This is a genomic window from Achromobacter sp. HZ34, from assembly GCF_002209485.1.
Taxonomy (GTDB): Bacteria; Pseudomonadota; Gammaproteobacteria; order Burkholderiales; family Burkholderiaceae_B; genus Bordetella_C.
Map to the genome: position 1 here is coordinate 345,245 of NZ_NJIX01000003.1, position 18,174 is coordinate 363,418.

Here is an 18,174-nt window from a genome sequence, read left to right on the forward strand (position 1 = left end):
GCCGCTTCAGTTATTCTCCGGTCCATAACCAGAATCACGGGACACCCCATGGACATGAGACAACTGCGCTATTTCGTCATGGTCGCGGAAGAACTGAGTTTCAGCCGCGCCGCCGAGCGGCTGCACATGTCCCAGCCGCCGCTGTCGCAGCACATCAAACTGCTGGAGGAAGACATCGGCGTGCAGCTATTCCACCGCACCCGTCGCGAGGTCAAGCTGACCGATGCGGGCGCGGTATTCCTGCGCGAAAGCCGGCTGCTGCTGGGACAGATGAAAACCGCCGTCAGCGCCACGGTGCGCGCCGCCCAAAGCGACGCCGGCGTGCTGCGCCTGGGCGTGGCGACGTCGGCCCTGTTCCACGTGCTGCCCACCTTCATCCAGATGGTGCGCGAACGCTATCCCCGGGTGGAGATCTCTGTCAGCGACATGCAATCGCAGGACCAGGTCACGGCGGTCAGCCACGGGCAGCTGGACATCGGCCTGGTGCACATCCGCCCGGACCGCAGCAAGCTGATGCGCCTGCCCGTCTATCGTGAACACTATATGGCGGTGCTGCCGCAAGAGCATGCGTTGGCCGACAAAGCCGACTTCACGCTGGCTGACCTGGCCGACCAGCCCATGATCGCCCTGGCGCGCGAGCATGGTCCCACCGTCTTCGATGCCATCGTCGCCAGCTGCTATGAGGCGGGCTTCAGCCCGTCGTTCAAACACACCGCGCGTAGTCCCCTGACCATCTTCCAGATGGTGCGGCTGGGCTTCGGCGTGGCGCTGGTGCCGCGCTCCTATGCGTCCAGCGCTTATCCCGGCGTACGCTTCCGCGACCTGCCGGCGACTGCCGGGCAGGTGCGCATGGAAGCGATCTGGAGCGAAAAGCACGCGTCCGAGCTCACGCTCAAGATCGCGCGCGACATCCTGCCGCGCCTGGCGCCGGACGACGACTAGACCTTCAACGCCTGCTTGGGCGCCACCCGGCCATCGATCAACTGCACCACGGCGGGATGGTAGTTGTTGACGAAGCCCGCATCGCGCGCCTGGCACATGGTGTCATGCGTGTACTGGGCGATGCGCGGCTGGAACGAGCCGGACTTCGCCAGCGACAAGGCCAGGCTGGCGTCCTTGATGGCATAGACCATGGGGAACACCTTCTCCGGGAAGCTGTCCTTGGCCAGCGACTTCATGCCGTGGTTGCGCAGCGCGAAGCTGTCCGCCGAGCCGCCCGACAGCAACTCGAACAGCCGCTCGCCATCCATGCCCGCCCGCCGGCCTATGGTCAGCACTTCGGACAGGGCATTGACCGTCATGAAGACCATCATGTTGTTGAGGATCTTGACGATCTGGCCGCAACCCGTGTCACCGCAATGCAGCACATCCGAGCCCATGCAGGACAGCAGCGGCTTCAGCGTTTCATAGGCGGCATCGCTGCCGCCCACGCTGATCAGCAGCGTGCCCTTGACCGCCGCTTCCGCCGTGCGCGCCACCGGCGCGTCGACGAACTCGACGCCCTGCGCCTTCAGTTCGGCTGCCAGCGCACGGCTGCGCGCCACATCGCTGGTGCTCATGTCGACGATCATGGACGGCTTGCGCGGGCCCTGCACAAGGGCGCGCGCCACCGGCTCCACCTGCTCGATGGACGGCAGCGACAGGAACACCACGTCGGCCTTGGCGCCGACCTCGGCCGCCGAGGCCTCGGGCTTGCCGCCGTTGGCCGCCACGCGCCCCACCACCTCAGCGTTCATATCGAAGATATGCACCGGCAGGCCCGCCTTGCGCACCAGGTTGTTGCACATGGGCTCGCCCATGACGCCCAGGCCGATGAATCCAAGAGTCTTGTACTTGCTCATACTGTCTGCTCCAGCTTGACGGCGTATCAGGCGTCCGCCTTGATATGCGCCTTGTTGATCAGGTCGCGGTACTTGTCCAGTTCACTCGCCGAATACTTGGCGAAGTCCTCCGGCGAAGTGCCCATGGGAATGAAGGAAATGGCGGCCAGCTTTTCCGCTACCGTCGGCACTTTCAGCGCCTTGGCCGTTTCGGCCTGCACCTTGTCGACGATGGCGCGCGCCGTGCCCGCCGGTGCCCACAAGCCGTACCAGCTGGGCATGTCGAAGCCCGGAAAGCCGCTTTCCGCCACGGTGGGGACGTCCGGCAGGGAAGCCAGCCGCTGCGCGCTGGTCACGGCCAGCGCCCGCAGCTTGCCGGCCTGGACATGCGGATAGGCCGACGCCATGGGCTCGATCTGGGCCGACACGTGTCCGCCCATCACATCCATCAAGGCCGGGCCTCCGCCCTTGTACGGAATGATGGGCATGTCGACCTGGGCCTGCACGTTGACCAGGGCGCAGGCCAGGTGGCCCGCCGCGCCGAAGGCAGCGATGGCCCACGTGACGTGGCGCGGACGCTTGCGCGCATCGTCCACCAGGTCGGCCATCGTCTTGTACGGGCCGTCGGCCCGCACCACCACCAGTTGCGGCTGCGCGCCGATCTCGGTGATCGGCACGAAGTCGTTCAAGGCATCGTAGGTGGCCGTCGTCAGCAGCACCGGATTGGCCACTTGCAGCGAGGCATTCAGCAGGATGGTGTAGCCGTCCGGCTTGGACTGCTTGACGTGCTGGGCGCCCATCACGCTGCTGGCGCCGGGCCGGTTCTCGATGATGACGGATTGCCCCAGTTGCGTCGCCAGTTGCGGGCCCAGGGTGCGTGCGACGGTATCGACCGAGCCGCCCGGCGGGAAGGGCACCACCAGGCGGATCGGCCCGATGGGCCAGGCGGTATCGGCGGCGGCCGCCATGGCGCGCGTGGCGGCGCCCGTGCCGAACATGGCGGCGCCACCCAGTATCAGTGCGCGCTGCATCCATGCGCGTCGGCCCGCGCCAGGCACCGGCGCCGTGTTTTTTTGCATAGTCTTGTCTCCCATGTCTGTCTCCTTTTTTTCTACGTTGGCACGACGACTTCGAAGCGACGACGCGGACCCGAGCAGCCGCGCTGCCCGGGTCGGCTGCGTCGGCCCCGGCCTGCCGCCTGACGCTTATGTCCGGATCGCGAACGGGTCCCGTACTTCGGTCGAATAGTCGATCATCACGTTGCGCGTGGTCAGGTATTCGCGCAGGCCTGCTTCACCTCGTTCGCGGCCGATGCCGGACTCCTTGAAGCCGCCGAAGGGTGCGCCGGCCGCCAGGGCCCGATAGGTATTGACCCACACCGACCCCGCCAGCAGCGAACGCGACACGCGCATGGCGCGCGCCAGGTCGCGCGTCCACAGGCCGGCGGCCAGGCCGTAGCGGCTGTCGTTGGCCAGCCTTATCGCCTCTTCCTCGGTATCGAAGGGAATGATGGCCAGCACCGGTCCGAAGATTTCTTCCTGCGCCAGATGGCTGGCGTTGTCCACGTCGGAGAAGATGGTCGGCTGGATGAAGTAACCCTCGCCCAGGCCTTCGCCCTGGGCCCGGCCACCGCCCGTGACCAGACGCGCGCCGGCTTCCTTGGCGCTGTCTATCGCCGCCAGGATGCGGCGGAATTGCGGCTCGTTGGCCACCGTGCCCATTTCCGTGGCGGGGTCCAGGGGATCGCCCATGCGTATGCGCGGTGCGCGTTCGGCCAGGCGCTTGACCACTTCGTCCAGCACCTTGCGCTGCACCAGCAGGCGCGAACCGGCGACGCAGGTCTGTCCGGTGGCACCGAAGATGCCCGCAAGGGCGCCCACCACGGCGCGATCCAGGTCCGCATCGTCGAAGATGATGTTGGGCGACTTGCCGCCCAGTTCCAGCTTGACCGGCACCAGGCGGCGCCCCGCCATGGCGGCGATCTCGCGGCCCACGCCAGGGCTGCCCGTGAAGCTGACCAGGGCCACGCCAGGGTCTTCCACCAGCGCGCGGCCCGTATCCGCGCCGCCGGTGACCACGTTGAACACGCCCGCCGGAAAGCCGGCTTCTTCCACCAGCGCCGCGAACTCCAGGGTCGAGGCCGACGCGTGCTCGGAAGGCTTGACCACCACGCAGTTGCCCGCCGCCAATGCCGGTGCCAGCTTGTTGGCCAGCAAGGCCAGCGGTGAATTCCATGCCGTGATCAAGGCAGCCACGCCATAGGGCTCCAAGGTCAGGTAGTCCATGACGTCAGGCTGGTCCACCGGCACCTGCTGGCCGAACAGCTTGTCCGCATAACCGGCGAAGTAACGCAGTTGCCGGCCCACCCACAGCATCTGCGGCCGAGTCTCGCGCACGATCTTGCCGTTGTCGGTGCTTTCGATGCGCGACATGCGCTCGGCATCTTTCTCGATCAAGCCCGCCAGCTTCAACATCAGGGCGGCGCGCTTGATGCCGGGAGTATGGCGCCACTCGCGTTCGAACGCGCGGTTGGCGGCGGCGACCGCGGCAGCCACGTCCTGGGCGCCGGCATCGGGAATCTCGGCCCACACGGCGCCGGTATAGGGATTGGTGCTTTGCAGTACGCGGCCGCCCGTGGCGGGCACGCGTGCGCCATCTATGTAGAGGGAATACTTCTGTATCACGCCTGTCTCCTGCCTTGCGTTTTTCATGCCGTCTTGAGCGGCAAAAGCAGTGTAGGAGTGGGGATCAGGCGCGTCTAATACCGTTTCGCACGTTCAGTTATAGGAAAAGGGCACGGCACCGCCCTGCCCTTGCGCAGCTGGATGCGCGGGCCCGGACACGCCACGGCGTACGTGTCCGGGCCCGCGTTCAGCCGCTGTTGCGCAAGGCCGCCGCGATGCCGTTGATGCTGATGTGGATGGCCGTCTGGATCCGCTCATCCGTCTCGCCCGCCCGCCAGCGCCGCAGCAACTCGACCTGGATATGATGCAAGGGGTCGATGTAAGGAAAGCGATGCCGCATCGAGCGCGCCAAACCCGGGTTGCCGGCCAGCCGGTCGGTGCTGTCCGTGATGCGTGCCAGCGCGGCCACCGTGCGATGCCATTCCGCCCCGATCGCGTCGAAGACCGTGGCGGCCAGCGCCCGGTCCTCCACCAGCGTGCTGTACTTGCGGGCCAGGTTCATATCGCTCTTGGCCAGCACCATGTCGATATTGGCCACCAGCGTGCGAAAGAAGGGCCACTCCTGGTGCATTTCGCGCAAGAGCTTCCAGGCCGCTTCCGTGCCGTCGGGGTGCGTGGCGACATAGCGGTCCACGGCGCTGCCCAGCCCGAACCATCCGGGCAGGGTCAGGCGGCTCTGGCCCCAGCCGAAACCCCACGGAATCGCGCGCAGGTCCTCCAGCTTGCGGCCCGGCTTGCGCGAAGCCGGCCGCGATCCGATATTGAGTTCAGCGATTTCGCGCACCGGCGTCGCTTCATAGAAATACGACGCGAAGTCGGGGATGCCGTAGACCACATTGCGATAGGCGGCCATGCCCGCGTCGGACAGGGCCTGGGCGGCGGCCAGGTATTCCTCCCGCACCGGATGGGCATCCGGCAGCAGGGTGGCTTCCAGCGTGGCGGCCACCAGCGTTTCCAGGTTGCGCCGCGCGATCTCCGGGTTGGCGTATTTGGAAGCGATCACCTCGCCCTGCTCGGTCAGGCGGATCTGCGCGTTCACCGTGCCGGGCGGCTGCGCCAGGATGGCCTCGTAGCTGGGGCCGCCGCCACGTCCCACCGCGCCGCCGCGCCCGTGGAACATGCGCAGGCGCAGCGGCGTGCCGTGTTGCGCCGACAGATCGGCAAACAACCGCGCCAACGCCACTTCCGCCACGTACAGTTCCCAATGGCTGGTGATGATGCCGCCATCCTTGTTGCTGTCGGAGTAGCCCAGCATGACGTCCTGCTCGGCGCCCGAACGCAGCACCATGGCCGCGATGCCCGGCAGCGCGTAGTACTCGCGCATGATGTCCGGCGCGCGCCGCAAGTCGCCGATGGTTTCGAACAGCGGCACGACGATGACCGGCGTGCGTGCCTGCGCGGGCCACTCGCCCGTCAGGATGCGCGCTTCTTTCAGCAGCACCAGCACTTCCAGCAGATCGCTCACGTCCTCGGTATGGCTGATGATGTAGTGCCGCAGCGCGTTCGCACCGTGTGTCTCGACCACGTCCCGCGCGGCGGCGTAGATGTCCAGCTCGCCGCGGGTAAGGTCGCCATACGCATGGCCAGGAATGGTCAAGGGACGCGGATCGGCCAGCGTGCGCAGCAACAGGTCGCGGCGTCCCGTCTCGTCCAGCGCTTCATAGTGTTCGGCCAGTCCCGCCGTGCGCAGCAGCTCGGCGATCACGGCCTCGTGCCGGTCCGAGCTCTGGCGCATGTCCAGCGTGGCCAGGTGAAAGCCGAACACCTCGGCCTGGCGTATCAGCGTGCGCAAGCGCCCGGCCGCCAAGGCCGCGCCATGGTTCTCCTGCAACGAGGCCTGCACGACGCGCAGATCCTGCAGGAACTCGCCCACCGTCGCATAAGCCGGACGCGTCACGCTTTCATGCGGGTAGATGTTCTCGTTGGCCGACAGGGCCCGCAGGCGCGCCGCCAGCCGGGCATAGACGACCGTCAAGGCGCGCCGATACGGTTCGTCGGCGCGCCGTTCACTGTCGTCATCGGAAGACTGCGCCAGGTCTTGCAGCGCCGCGCTGACCGCCACCCGCCGCTCCGACAGCGACAGCTCCGCGCCCAGCGCGTGCACCTGCGCCAGATAATGGCGCAAGGCCACGCGCGACTGGCGCTGCAGGGCGTAACGCAGCGACGCGGCGGACACATTGGGGTTGCCGTCGCGGTCGCCGCCTATCCACTGGCCCATCCTGAAGAACACCGGCAGGCGAGCCACGTCCAGGCGATCTTCCAGGCCTTCATATAAAGCCGGCACCTCGGCCAGGAAGGTCGATTCGTAATAGCTCAAGGCATTGTCGATCTCGTCCTGCACGGTCAGCTTGGCACTGCGCACCATGCGCGTCTGCCATAGCTGGGTGACGCGCGCGCGGATGGCCGCCTCGGTCTGGCGCCGATAGCCCGGCAGGCGCGCATCGGCTTCGCCGCGGGCCGGGTCGGCACGCAGTTGCTCCCAACGGCCCAGCTGGTCGGCAATGGCTTTTTCGGCGTCCAGGATGCTTTTGCGCTGGACCTCGGTGGGGTGTGCGGTCAAGACCGGCGAAATATAGGCCCGCTCCAGGGTGGCGACGATGTCGGCCTGGCCGACACCGGCGGCCGCCAGGCGATCCAGCGCCCCGGCGACACTGCCGCGCGACTGTTCGCCACGCCGCTCGTGCGCTTCGCGGCGGCGCAGGAAATGGAGGTCCTCGGCCAGATTGGCCAGGTGGCTGAAATAGGTGAACGCGCGCACCACCGTCACGGCCTGCTCGCCCGAGAGCCCGTGCAGCAGGTCTTCCAGCTGGCCCTCGTCCGGGTCGCTCGGGTCTGGCAAGCCCGATGGGTCGGTTGGGTCCGTCGGGTCGGCCAGGCCGGGCCTGGACCGCCGGTCCGCCACGGCCAAGCGGCGGATGTGTTCGATCAGGGCATAGGCCTCCTCGCCCTCCTGCTCGCGTATCACCTCGCCCAATATCTGCCCCAGCAGGCGGATATCCTCCAGCAAGGGTGTTTCCTTATCGCTCTCTGCCTGCTGCTGTCTCATGGTGGCCGGATCCAAAGCGCGGCCCCGTTGCCGGGGCGTATATGGGAAAACACACTATACGGAACCTGCGGATTTTTTTCCGGCGCACGGCAAAGCGGCCGCCGCCAGGCGCGCGGCGCGCGGCGGTTCGCGGTGCTACCGCTCGGGCACCTGCGAATAGTGGCCTGGATAAATTCACATCAAGTGGCCTATTCGCTCAAGCCACAATGCCCCTAGAATGGCTGGGTTCCCTCCGCTCCCCTATCGCATATGACCATGGCCACTCGCACCAACGAATACGGACAACCCATAGGCGCCGCGCTGCCGGACTGGACGGCACGCGCCGAACCTGCCGGTGTCACCCTGCAGGGCCGCTATTGCCGGCTGGAACCGCTGGACGCGCAGCGCCATGCCGAGGACCTGCATGCCGCGTATCAAGCCGCCCCCGACGGCCGCGACTGGACGTATCTGTCGCTGGAGCGGCCGGCGACGCTGGAGGCGTTCAAGACGTACGCCGAAAGCGCCGCGCGCAGCAGCGATCCGCGCCATTACACCGTCATCGACCTGCGTACGCAGAAAGCCGTCGGCACCCTGTCCCTGATGCGCATCACGCCGGCCGTGGGCGTGATCGAAGTCGGCCACGTCACCTTCTCGCCCCTGCTCAAGCGCACGCCCATCTCCACCGAGGCGCAATTCCTGCTCATGGCCTACGCGTTCGACCAGCTCGGCTATCGCCGCTACGAATGGAAGTGCGACAGCCTGAACGCCCCGTCGCGCGCGGCGGCCGCGCGCCTGGGTTTCAGTTTCGAAGGCATCTTTCGCCAGGCCATCGCCTACAAGGGCCGCACGCGCGATACAGCCTGGTTCTCCATCATCGATACGGAATGGCCTTTGTTGAAACAGTCCTTCGAACGCTGGCTGGCGCCGGAAAATCACGACGCCCAGGGGCAGCAGAAGCAATCGCTGGCCGCGATCCGCGCGCAACTCGCCGGCTGAGGGGGCCGCGCAACGGGCTGCACATACGAGGTGCAGCTATCTAAAAAGGGATTAATCCCTTTACGTCGCAAAACTCCGCGAGTAAGCTGATTTACAACTCCTCCGTGACCGGGGTGCGGCGAGTTGAACATCAGCGCCCACAGCGCGGTTGGCCGACTACCAGAGAAAGAGGAGACGGCACGATGCTCCCCGCCGACAATGCCGTAGCCAGGAGTCCATCCGCCCCCCGCCACAGCGCGCCCAAGGGCTACAAGAGGTGGCACGGGCACATGCTTGGCGCGCAGCCATTCACGGGACCCGTCCTGCAGGACGACACGCAGCTACATGCAATCCTGGAATTGCTCCCGCACGCTGCCATCCTGATGCACAGGAGCGGTTTCATCAGGTTCGCCAATTCCGCGGCGGCGGCATTATTCGGCTATGGCAAGGATGCCATGATCGGCACCGCCATCGACACGCTGATCCCCTCGCAGGCCGGTGGCCCGCCATCCCGCCGCCGCATGAGCCGGGTGGCGAGATTGCAGGCGCCGGCCCCGGGATGTGGCAGCGACGCGCTCGCGCGCCGCAAGGACGGCTCCGAGTTTCCCGCCAGCGTCACGGCGAAGCGCTTGCAGTCCGATGGCGCCGCCGAGACACTGATCACCATCGCGGACCGGACCGAACACGCCGAGCTGAAGGACAATCGAAGCGCCATTGCGCATCTGACGCGCGTCTCTACGCTGGGGCAACTCGCCGGGTCCCTGGCGCACGAACTGAACCAGCCGCTTACCGCCATCCTCAGCAACACGCAGGCCGCCCAGCGCCTGCTCGCCACCGCGCCCCTGGACATAGCGGAATTGCGGGAAATACTGATAGACCTGGTCAAGGACAACCACCGCGCCAGTGAGGTGCTGCGCAAGGTCCGCCTGCTCGTCAAGCAAGGAGAACCCGAGCGCGCGCCTCTCCGTCTTGCGGGTGTGATCGAGGATGTCGCCGCCCTGTTGCACAGCGACGCGATCTTCCGTGGCGTACGCCTGTCCCTGCACATCGCCGCCGATCTGCCCCCGGTCGCGGGTGACAAGATACAGCTGCAGCAGGTCGTACTGAACCTCGTCCTGAATGCATTCGATGCCGTGGCGACCCGTTCCGCGCCAGACCGCGCGGTAGCCATCGAAGCGACGCTGGACGGCGCCAGCATGATCCGCGTCGCGGTACGCGACCGCGGCTGCGGCTTCGCGGGAGACGCCCTCGACAGCCTTTTCAAGCCCTATTTCACTTCCAAGCGCGAAGGCCTGGGACTGGGTCTTTGCATCAGCCGCTCTATCGTGGAAATGCATGGGGGGCGCATATGGGCAGAACGCAACCAGGAGCGGGGCGCGGCGATCCTCTTCACCGTACCCGCCATGACGAACCCACGCTGCGCGGCGTGACGACCAGCGCAACCGTGTCCGCGCCTGCCATTTTCCTGGTGGACGACGACGCCATGGTCCGTCACGCCCTGGCGCGGCTGCTACGCACCGCAGGCTACCGCGTGGCCGCCTTTTCGTCGGCGGCCGAATTCCTCGAATTCCCCCTGGATGCAGCATTTCCTGCCTGCCTGGTCCTGGATGTACGCATGCCGGACCTCGGCGGCCTGGACCTGCAACGCGAACTCAACGCGACCAGCGCCTCGCTGCCCATCATCTTCATTACAGGGCACGACGACACGGCAACGACAGTCAGGGCGATGAAGGCGGGCGCGGCGGACTTCCTGGCGAAGCCCGTCGAAGACACCGACCTGCTGTTGGCAGTGGAGAAAGCGCTGCACAATGCCAGGCAGGCGCTTGCGCGCCGTGCCGAACTCGCCGAATTCAGGCAGCGCCTGGACCGCCTGACCCCGCGCGAACGCGAAGTGCTGGCGCTGCTGCTCAATGGCCTCCTGAACAAACAGGTCGCCGGCGAGCTGGGTATCAGCGAAAAAACCATCAAGGTCCATCGGGCCAGGGTCATGGAGAAGATGGCGGCGCACTCACTGGTCGAGCTGGCGCGGGCCACCGATAAAGCCGGCATCGCGCTGCTTCCCGCGCAGGCGCCGAAGCCATAGCGCGGCATTGGACCAAGGTCCAATATCCGCATTCCAGCCCCTGTCATACCTTTGTCCCTGCCGTCAGTTGCGCCTCACGGACGGTACCCAACAGGGAAATGTTCGCCATGAACCACGCCATGCCGCTCGTCGCCGTCGTGGATGACGACGATTCGGTAAGCCGTGCCATCCAGCGGCTATTGCGCTCCATCGGCATCGCCGCCGATACGTTCAAGACAGGGGACCTCTTCCTGCACCGGTTCGAGTCGACACCATCCTACCGCCCGGCCTGCATCGTCCTCGACATGCATATGCCCGGCCTGAACGGACTGCAGGTGCAGCAGCGCTTGTCCGGCAACGGCGTCCCCGTGGTTTTCATCACGGCGCATGACGAGGCCGAGTTGCGCCAGCGCGCCTTGGCGGCAGGCGCCATGGCGTACTTGCGCAAGCCCTTCGACGATGAGGCCTTCCTTGAAGCGGTGAGGACGGCTGTAAGGGCGGCTGCCAGCGCCGCCGCCGTGACAGACGCCAGCACAGCCACCGAGGCAGCCACAAACAGCGCCTCCGCGGCCAACCGCAAGGCGTAGCGATCGCACGACACGGAAACCGCCACGGGGAAGCGAAACACCATGAGCCGTATGGGCCTTATTGCTTGCCACGACTGCGACCTGCTACAGCGCGAGACGGCGCTGCCGCCCGGCGGCACCGCGCGCTGCCGCCGCTGCGGAGCGGAACTGTATCGCAGCCGTCACGCCAGCATCGATCGAACCCTGGCCTGGGCCCTGGCGGCAACCGTATTCCTCTTCGTCGCCAACACTTTTCCAATACTCGGGCTGAAGGTCGGCGGCACGATAGTCCAGACCACCTTGTCTGGCGCGGGTGTGCTGCTGTATCGCGATGGCATGTGGCCGGTCAGCGCGCTGGTCCTCACCACCACCATCCTGATGCCCGCGCTGCAGATCCTGGCCATCCTCTACCTGCTGGTTCCCTTGAAGCTCAAGCTCGCGCCGCCGCGGCGCCACCTGGCCTATCGCGTCCTGCAGCTGGCACGGCCATGGAGCATGACGGAAGTCCTGCTCGTCGGCATCCTGGTCGCGCTGGTGAAACTGGTGCATATCGCCAGCGTGGTGCCTGCTGTCGGCCTGTGGGCCTTCGGTGCCGCGATGATTTCACTGGCGGCCATGGCCGCATCGTTCGACCCCCGGACCGTCTGGCGGCACCAGGACATCCCGGATGCCTGGCCCGGGCCATCCGCGCCATGCGCCGCGCGCGCGGGCCTTTTCACCTGCCATCAATGCGGACTGCTATCCGCGCCACTGGCGCACGCCCACGAAGGCGACTGTCCCCGCTGCGGGGCGCGAGTGCACTTTCGCAAGCCTGACAGCATCGCCCGCACCTGGGCCCTACTGGTGGCCGCGATGGCGCTGTACATCCCCGCCAACCTGCTGCCCATGATGTACACCAGCTCCCTGTTCGGCGCGCAGCACGACACCATCATGAGCGGCGTGGTCTACCTGTGGATTTCCGGCTCCTGGCCGCTGGCCATCGTCGTGTTCATCGCCAGCGTCGCGGTGCCCATGCTGAAGATCCTCGCGCTCATGTTTCTCGTGATCAGCGTACAGCTGCACGCGCGCGGCATGCTCCAGCGCAACACGCGCATCTATCGCCTGCTGGAATTCGTCGGACCCTGGTCGATGCTGGATATCTACGTCATCGCCATGCTCGTCGCGCTGGTGCAGTTCAGCGCGCTGGCCACTATCAGGGCGGGACCGGCGGCCATCGCCTTCGGCGCGGTGGTGGTGCTGACGATGCTGGCCGCGCGGGCGTTCGACCCGCGCCTGCTGTGGGATCGACCGGAGAAGCGCCATGCCTGACCCCGACGCCGGGCGCGACGATGCGGGCACGGACGCCATTCCCGAAGCGGTCGCCCGGCCGCCCTCGCGCTGGGGCGTGCAGCTCGTCTGGCTGGTGCCGCTGATTGCCATCGTGATCGGGGGCTGGCTCGCGGCCCGGGCGATCCTGGAAAAAGGTCCCACCATCACCATCAGCTTCGCCACCGGCGAGGGATTGGAAGCAGGCAAGACGAAGATCAAGTTCAAGAGCGTAGACATCGGCGTGATCAATAGCGTGGACCTGGCACCGGACAACAAAAAAGTCATCGCCACCGCCGAGCTCGCCAAGAGCGCCGCCAACCTGCTGGTGGAGGACACGCGCTTCTGGGTGGTGAGTCCCCGTATCTCCGGCGGGTCCGTGTCCGGCCTCGGCACCCTGCTGTCCGGCTCCTACATAGGCATGGACAACGGCTCGCAAACCCGCAAGCGACGCGACTTCACCGGGCTGGAGGAGCCCCCGGTGTTCACCAGCGACGTGCCCGGCCGCGAATACGTGCTCAAGAGCGAGACATTGGGGTCGCTCGATGTCGGCGCGCCGGTGTACTTCCGGCGGCTGAAGGTGGGCCAGGTGATTTCCTACGCGCTCGATGCCGAGGGTGAAGGCATCGTCCTCCACGTCTTCGTCAACGCCCCCTACGACCGCTACGTAAAGCCGGGTACGCGCTTCTGGCATGCCAGCGGCGTCGACGTCTCGCTCGACTCCAGCGGCATCAGGGTGGAGACCCAATCCCTCGTTTCCGTCATCGGCGGCGGCCTGGCTTTCCAGAACCCACCGGAGGCCGTGGGAGCGAATGCGGCGGACGCCAACAGCGAATTCACGCTGTTCATGAACCGCACCGATGCCATGAAGCGCCAGGACCGCATCGCCGACACCTACATCTTCAATTTCCGCGAGTCGGTGCGCGGCCTGGCGGTGGGCGCGCCCGTCGATTTCCGCGGCATCGTCATTGGCGAGGTGACCGGCATCTATACGCGCTTCGACGCCAGCGCCAGGGACTTCAGCATTCCCGTGGAAGTGCGCATCTACCCGGAACGCTTCACGTCGCGCTATGTGTCGGGGTCGCAAGGCGGCAGACTGGCGCGAGATCCGCGACAAATGGCGCAATGGCTGGTCGAGAACGGCCTGCGGGGCCAACTCAGGACTGGCAACCTGCTGACGGGGCAGCTATACGTCGCGATGGATTTCTTCCCGAAGGCGCCCAAGGCCTCGGTGACCTTCGGCGAGGGCACGCCAGAATTGCCGACCACCCCGGGCAACCTGCAATCCCTGCAGGATTCGATCACCGGCCTGGTCGACAAATTCAACAAGCTGCCCCTGGATGACATAGGCAAGGACCTGCGCCAGGGATTGAAAGACGCCAGCGCACTGATGAAGACGCTCAACACCAGCGTGGCGCCCGACGCCCGCGCGGCTTTGCTTGCCGCGCGCACCGCGCTGGAATCAGCCAACCGATCCATGCAACCGGTGCCTGCGCTCCTGCAAGGTACCGCCGAAACCATGCGAGATCTGGCCAGGATGGCGGCGTCGATCCGCGCACTGGCCGATTACCTGGAGCGCCATCCCGAGGCGCTTCTACGTGGAAAACCGGAGATCAGATAATGGCACGACACTCTTCATCAATGAACCTTGCGGCGGCAACGCTGCCGCTAGCCCTGGCTGCCTGCGCGACCTCGCCACCCGCGAAGTTCTACACCTTGAACGCGCAGACGCCACAAGAAAACGTGCATCTGGCTACTCCTGTCAGCATCGCGATCGACAAAGTCTCGGTACCGGAAATGGTGGACCGCCCGCAGTTCGTGCTGCGCACCAGCGCCGCACAGGTCAGGATCGATGAGTACACCCGCTGGGCCGAACCGCTGAAAGAGCAGATCGCGCATGTGCTGGCCGCCGACCTGGCGCAGTCCTTGCCCGGGGCGCTGGTATCCACCACCGAGCAATGGGACCAGCAAGACCAGTCATATCGGGTATCGATCGAGGTACAGCGCTTCGAGTCCGTGCCCGGCGATGCGGCAACGATCGCGGCGCTCTGGACAGTGCGCTCCGCCAAGACGGGCAAGGCAGACAGCGGCCGCACGTTCGCGCAAGAGCCGCTGAGTTCGCAGAGCTATGACGAACTGGTCGATGCCCACAGCCGAGCCTTGGCGGACGTCAGCGCGGACATCGCGCGGGCGATCCATGCGACATTGCCGCCCTGAGCGGCGATGGATCAGCGTCGCGCCGGTACGTCAGCGTACCGGCAATGCCCGCTGGCGCATCACCCATAGGCCAGCACCACCACCACGGCGCCGCAGGTCGTCAGCAGGATATTGGAAGTGGCGTATGGCACCGTATAACCAAGGACCGGGATACGGCTGTCGGCCTTCTCCTGCACCGCGGCCAACGCGGCGGTAAACGTCTGCGCGCCGGCCAACCCGCCAAGCAGCAGCAGCGGGTTCATCCTCATGATATAGCGCCCGACCAACAGAGCCATGAGCAGCGGTACCCAGGTAACGACGACACCAGCCAGGACGATGAAAATCCCGAGCTCCTTGAGCGCGCGAACGAAGTCCGGTCCAGCCTGCAAACCCGCCCCCGCAACGAAGGCAGCCAGCCCGAAGTTGATCAGGAAATCCAGCACGGGCTGCGGAATCTCGCCCAGGGCGGGCCGGCGCGTGCGCAGCCAGCCGAATAACAAGCCGGCGAGCAGCACGCCGACGCTGGATCCTAACGTCAGCCTGAGCACGCCCAGATCCACGAAAGGCAAGCCGACCAGCAGACCCGCCAGGACGCCGAAGCCCAGCACGGAAAGTTTGGTCGAAGAGGGCGGGGGCAATGAGTGGCCGATCTCCGCCGCCACCCGCTGGACCGCCTGTGTGGGGCCGACCAATTCGACGACATCGCCACGGCTGATCCGGGTCGCCAGGCCGAACGGAATATCATGCCCGCCGCGCGTCAACGACCGCATGCCCACGCTGCGCAGATTGAGCGCTCCCCCGTTCAGCAGTTCGCCCAGGGTGGGACCGATGACCGCGCTCTGCGTGGCAAGGATCTTCTCTATCGACACCGGAAAATCGAGCAGCTCGGGCGCGTTCAATTCGCTGCCGAAACGCGGACCAACGTTCACCAGCGCCTGGGTACGTCCTTGTACCACCACGACGTCTCCTGGCAACAAGACCGCGTCCGCGGTCGGTTCGATATCGTGATCGCCCCGGTGGATACGTTCGACGAAATAGCGATACCCTTCATACTTCCGCTCAGCTTCGCCAACACGCAGACCCGCCATCTCTTGCTCGGGCGATATCCTGTACGCACGCGCCGCGAACTGCCGGTAGCCGGACAGCCTGCCGTCGGCGTTGTCCTGCATACCGTACTGTTCCTGCAGCAGCGCCGCTTCCTTACGCAGGTCGACACGCAGGATCATGGGCGCGAGAACGCTCAGGAAAAAAATCGAGCCAACCGCCCCGAATACGTATGTCAGTGCATCGGCTACTGCAATGTGGTTGATCATCATGCGCTGGGCTTCTGGCGGCACAGGCAGGTTCATGATGGCGTCGGTCGCCGTACCCATGGCCGACGATTGCGTCAGCGCGCCGCCGAACAGGCCCGCGGTCAGACCCGGGTCCAGGCCGAGCAGCCTTCCCATGGTTACCGCAAGCGCCACGGCGAAGACAACGATCACCAGTGAAAGCACCATGGGCTTCAACCCGTCCCGCTTCAGCGCCTGGAAGAATTGCGGTCCCGCGGAATAACCGTTTGCAAAAAGGAAAAGGTAGAACAGGCTCCAGCGCAATTGCCGGTCGATGGCAACGCCGGCCTGACCGATGGCCAGACCAACGATCAAGGCGCCAGTAACGGTTCCCAGTGAAAAATTGCCGATCTTGATGCTGCCCAGCACATACCCGATAGGGACCGCCAGGAACAGCGCCATTTCCGGCGAGCGGCGCAGCAGCGCCACGATCCAGTCGAACGACATGTTCATCTCCTGTTGCGTTCCGCCTTGCGCGCCCCGCCCCTTCAGATCCCTGCCCCGTCTAATGCGCCAGGACCATCGCGAAGTAGCCGAAAATGGTTAGCAGTACCCCGGAGATCGCATACGCCACGGGGAACCCCATCCACGGCACCGAACTATCGATTTCCTTGGCCGCCTCGCGGCAGGGACCGGAATGGCTGCGCGCACCCGCCGTAACGCCCATCAATACGGCAGGATTGGTCTTGAGCAGGTGGTAGCCGATCGCCCAGACGATGAAAGGCGGTATGGTGCAAGCGACAAAGCCGACCAGGAATATTTTCAGCGCAATCGCTCCCGTCAACTGCTCCAGCAGGGTAGCGCCGGCGTTCAAGCCCACGATCGCGACGAACACCACCAGCCCAAGATCCTCGAGCACGTTGCGCGCGGCATTCGGCGTACTGCCGAAAAACCGCAAGCGCGACGAGATGGACGCTACGATGATGCCGGACACGAGCAGGCCGCCCGCATTGCCCAGCCCGACCTTGCTGCCGAGGGCGGGGAACTCGATCTTGCCGATCAGGAATCCCAGGATCATGCCGACGGACAGTGTCAACAGATCGGTCGCGGTGCTGGGGCGCGCGATGATGCCGAACAGCTCACCTGCACGCTTCACGGCGGGCTTGAGACCCGTGACGAACAGCACGTCACGCTTCTTCAGCGTCGTCTCCAGGCCGATCGGCATGGGCACGCCCGACCGCTCGATCTTGGTCAACTGCACCTGTCCTGCGATTTCAGAATTACGAAAGGACTTGAGCGGCTTGCCGACCACATCCTTGGATGTCACCAGGATCTCCACCTGGTCAAGCGGCACATTCAGGGCCTTGGGGTCGGCAACTTCGTGCCCGAGCAATCCCATTTTTTCAGTCAAGGATTCCAAGCGTCCGCCCAAGGCGACCACGTCGCCCCGCAGCATGACGACATCGGGATCCGCGCCGAGCGACTCGTCGTTGCGCCGCACGTTGATGACCCGATACTCCGGGTTTTCCTCGCGGAACTGCCTGATGCTCTTGCCCACATTGGCCGGGTTCTCCAGCCGATAGGCGCGCAGCCCCCCCGCGCGGTAGCCAGACAGGCCGGCGTCATCCACATTGGTCACGCCCACTTCATCTTCGTACCTCTTCGCGGCCGCCCTGGCGTCCACGCCCCACCAGCGGGGCAGGTACTTGACGATCAGGATGATGCCGACTGTTCCCCATATGTAGGTAATGCCGTAGGACAGCGCAATCATGCCCGTCGCGCCTTCTCGCGTCAGGCCTGGCGGCAGTGCCACGACGCCATCAGTGATGGCCTGCTCCGCCGACCCGATGGCCGCAGACATGGTCTGGCTGCCCGCAAGTATGCCCCCCGCGGTACCCACCGGCAGGCCGGTCCAGATGACACCCAGGACCACCAGCACCAGGCCCAGCACGGGCGCGAGTACCGCCAGCAGCGTGAAGCCCCAGCTGTCGCGGCTCAGGCTGTTGATGAAGGACGGCCCCACGCGCAAACCGACGCCGTACATGAACAGATAATAGAAAAGCAGCCGAACGAAATTATCCAGCTGCAGCTTGATGCCATAGGTCGACGCCCAGATCGACAGCACCGCGCCCACGATCACGGCGCCGGCCACCATCCCCAGGCCGTAGCCCTTGATGGTCAGGCGCCCCAGCCAGACGGCCAGGCCCACGGTGAAGAACAACAGGATATAGGGACTCGACTTCAGAAATCCGAAAAACCATTCCATGGCT

12 protein-coding genes and 2 pseudogenes are annotated in these 18,174 nt (G+C 65.7%); 8 read left to right on the forward strand and 6 right to left on the reverse strand.

Going from position 1 to position 18,174, the window contains the following annotated elements; all coding sequences use genetic code 11:
* Nucleotides 1-48 precede the first annotated feature (48 nt).
* Complete coding sequence (locus CEY05_RS13725; RefSeq protein ID WP_088598883.1) at nt 49-942, forward strand: LysR family transcriptional regulator; 894 nt, start codon at nt 49-51, stop codon at nt 940-942.
* Here CEY05_RS13725 and CEY05_RS13730 read toward each other — a convergent pair.
* The 4 genes from CEY05_RS13730 to ppc all read right to left on the reverse strand — a co-directional run bounded on the left by CEY05_RS13730 (nt 939) and on the right by ppc (nt 7,550).
* Nucleotides 939-1,841, reverse strand: coding sequence for an NAD(P)-dependent oxidoreductase (locus tag CEY05_RS13730; RefSeq protein WP_088598884.1), 903 nt, complete (start codon nt 1,839-1,841; stop codon nt 939-941). The two genes, CEY05_RS13725 and CEY05_RS13730, sit on opposite strands and share 4 nt — an antisense overlap.
* A 26-nt stretch (nt 1,842-1,867) precedes the next feature.
* On the reverse strand, nt 1,868-2,914 hold the full coding sequence (locus CEY05_RS13735; RefSeq protein WP_233161517.1) for a tripartite tricarboxylate transporter substrate binding protein: 1,047 nt from the start codon (nt 2,912-2,914) through the stop codon (nt 1,868-1,870).
* Between the two features lie 111 nt (nt 2,915-3,025).
* Nucleotides 3,026-4,501 (reverse strand): aldehyde dehydrogenase, encoded by a 1,476-nt coding sequence (locus tag CEY05_RS13740; RefSeq protein ID WP_369825954.1) that lies wholly within the window; start codon nt 4,499-4,501, stop codon nt 3,026-3,028.
* Nucleotides 4,502-4,691: 190 nt separating this feature from the next.
* Nucleotides 4,692-7,550, reverse strand: coding sequence for a phosphoenolpyruvate carboxylase (gene ppc / locus CEY05_RS13745; RefSeq protein WP_088599219.1), 2,859 nt, complete (start codon nt 7,548-7,550; stop codon nt 4,692-4,694).
* A gap of 255 nt (nt 7,551-7,805) precedes the next feature.
* Here ppc and CEY05_RS13750 point away from each other — a divergent pair.
* The 7 genes and pseudogenes from CEY05_RS13750 to CEY05_RS13780 form a co-directional block, all read left to right on the forward strand.
* Nucleotides 7,806-8,507 (forward strand): annotated as a pseudogene (locus CEY05_RS13750) (GNAT family N-acetyltransferase); the annotation flags it as partial.
* Between the two features lie 200 nt (nt 8,508-8,707).
* Complete coding sequence (locus tag CEY05_RS13755) at nt 8,708-9,934, forward strand: nitrogen regulation protein NR(II) (protein ID WP_088598886.1); 1,227 nt, start codon at nt 8,708-8,710, stop codon at nt 9,932-9,934.
* Nucleotides 9,931-10,587, forward strand: coding sequence for a response regulator transcription factor (locus CEY05_RS13760; RefSeq protein ID WP_255407763.1), 657 nt, complete (start codon nt 9,931-9,933; stop codon nt 10,585-10,587). Before CEY05_RS13755 ends, CEY05_RS13760 begins: the two co-directional genes overlap by 4 nt.
* Nucleotides 10,588-10,694: 107 nt before the next feature.
* Nucleotides 10,695-11,072 (forward strand): annotated as a pseudogene (locus CEY05_RS13765) (response regulator transcription factor); the annotation flags it as partial.
* A gap of 123 nt (nt 11,073-11,195) precedes the next feature.
* Nucleotides 11,196-12,440: a paraquat-inducible protein A gene (locus tag CEY05_RS13770; protein ID WP_088598889.1), complete on the forward strand. Its 1,245-nt coding sequence runs from the start codon at nt 11,196-11,198 to the stop codon at nt 12,438-12,440.
* Nucleotides 12,433-14,058, forward strand: a complete 1,626-nt coding sequence (locus tag CEY05_RS13775; protein ID WP_088598890.1) for an intermembrane transport protein PqiB — start codon at nt 12,433-12,435, stop codon at nt 14,056-14,058. The genes CEY05_RS13770 and CEY05_RS13775 overlap by 8 nt, the downstream gene beginning before the upstream one ends.
* Nucleotides 14,058-14,654 carry a membrane integrity-associated transporter subunit PqiC gene (locus CEY05_RS13780; protein ID WP_088598891.1) on the forward strand — a complete coding sequence of 199 codons (597 nt, stop codon included), beginning with the start codon at nt 14,058-14,060 and terminating at the stop codon, nt 14,652-14,654. The genes CEY05_RS13775 and CEY05_RS13780 overlap by 1 nt, the downstream gene beginning before the upstream one ends.
* 59 nt (nt 14,655-14,713) lie before the next feature.
* Here CEY05_RS13780 and aspT read toward each other — a convergent pair whose 3' ends face one another.
* Both aspT and CEY05_RS13790 read right to left on the reverse strand, forming a co-directional pair.
* Entirely contained in the window at nt 14,714-16,411 is a 1,698-nt protein-coding gene (gene aspT / locus CEY05_RS13785) for an aspartate-alanine antiporter (protein WP_158219336.1), read from the reverse strand.
* Nucleotides 16,412-16,469: 58 nt separating this feature from the next.
* Entirely contained in the window at nt 16,470-18,170 is a 1,701-nt protein-coding gene (locus CEY05_RS13790) for an aspartate:alanine exchanger family transporter (RefSeq protein WP_088598893.1), read from the reverse strand.
* Between the last annotated feature and the right edge of the window lie 4 nt (nt 18,171-18,174).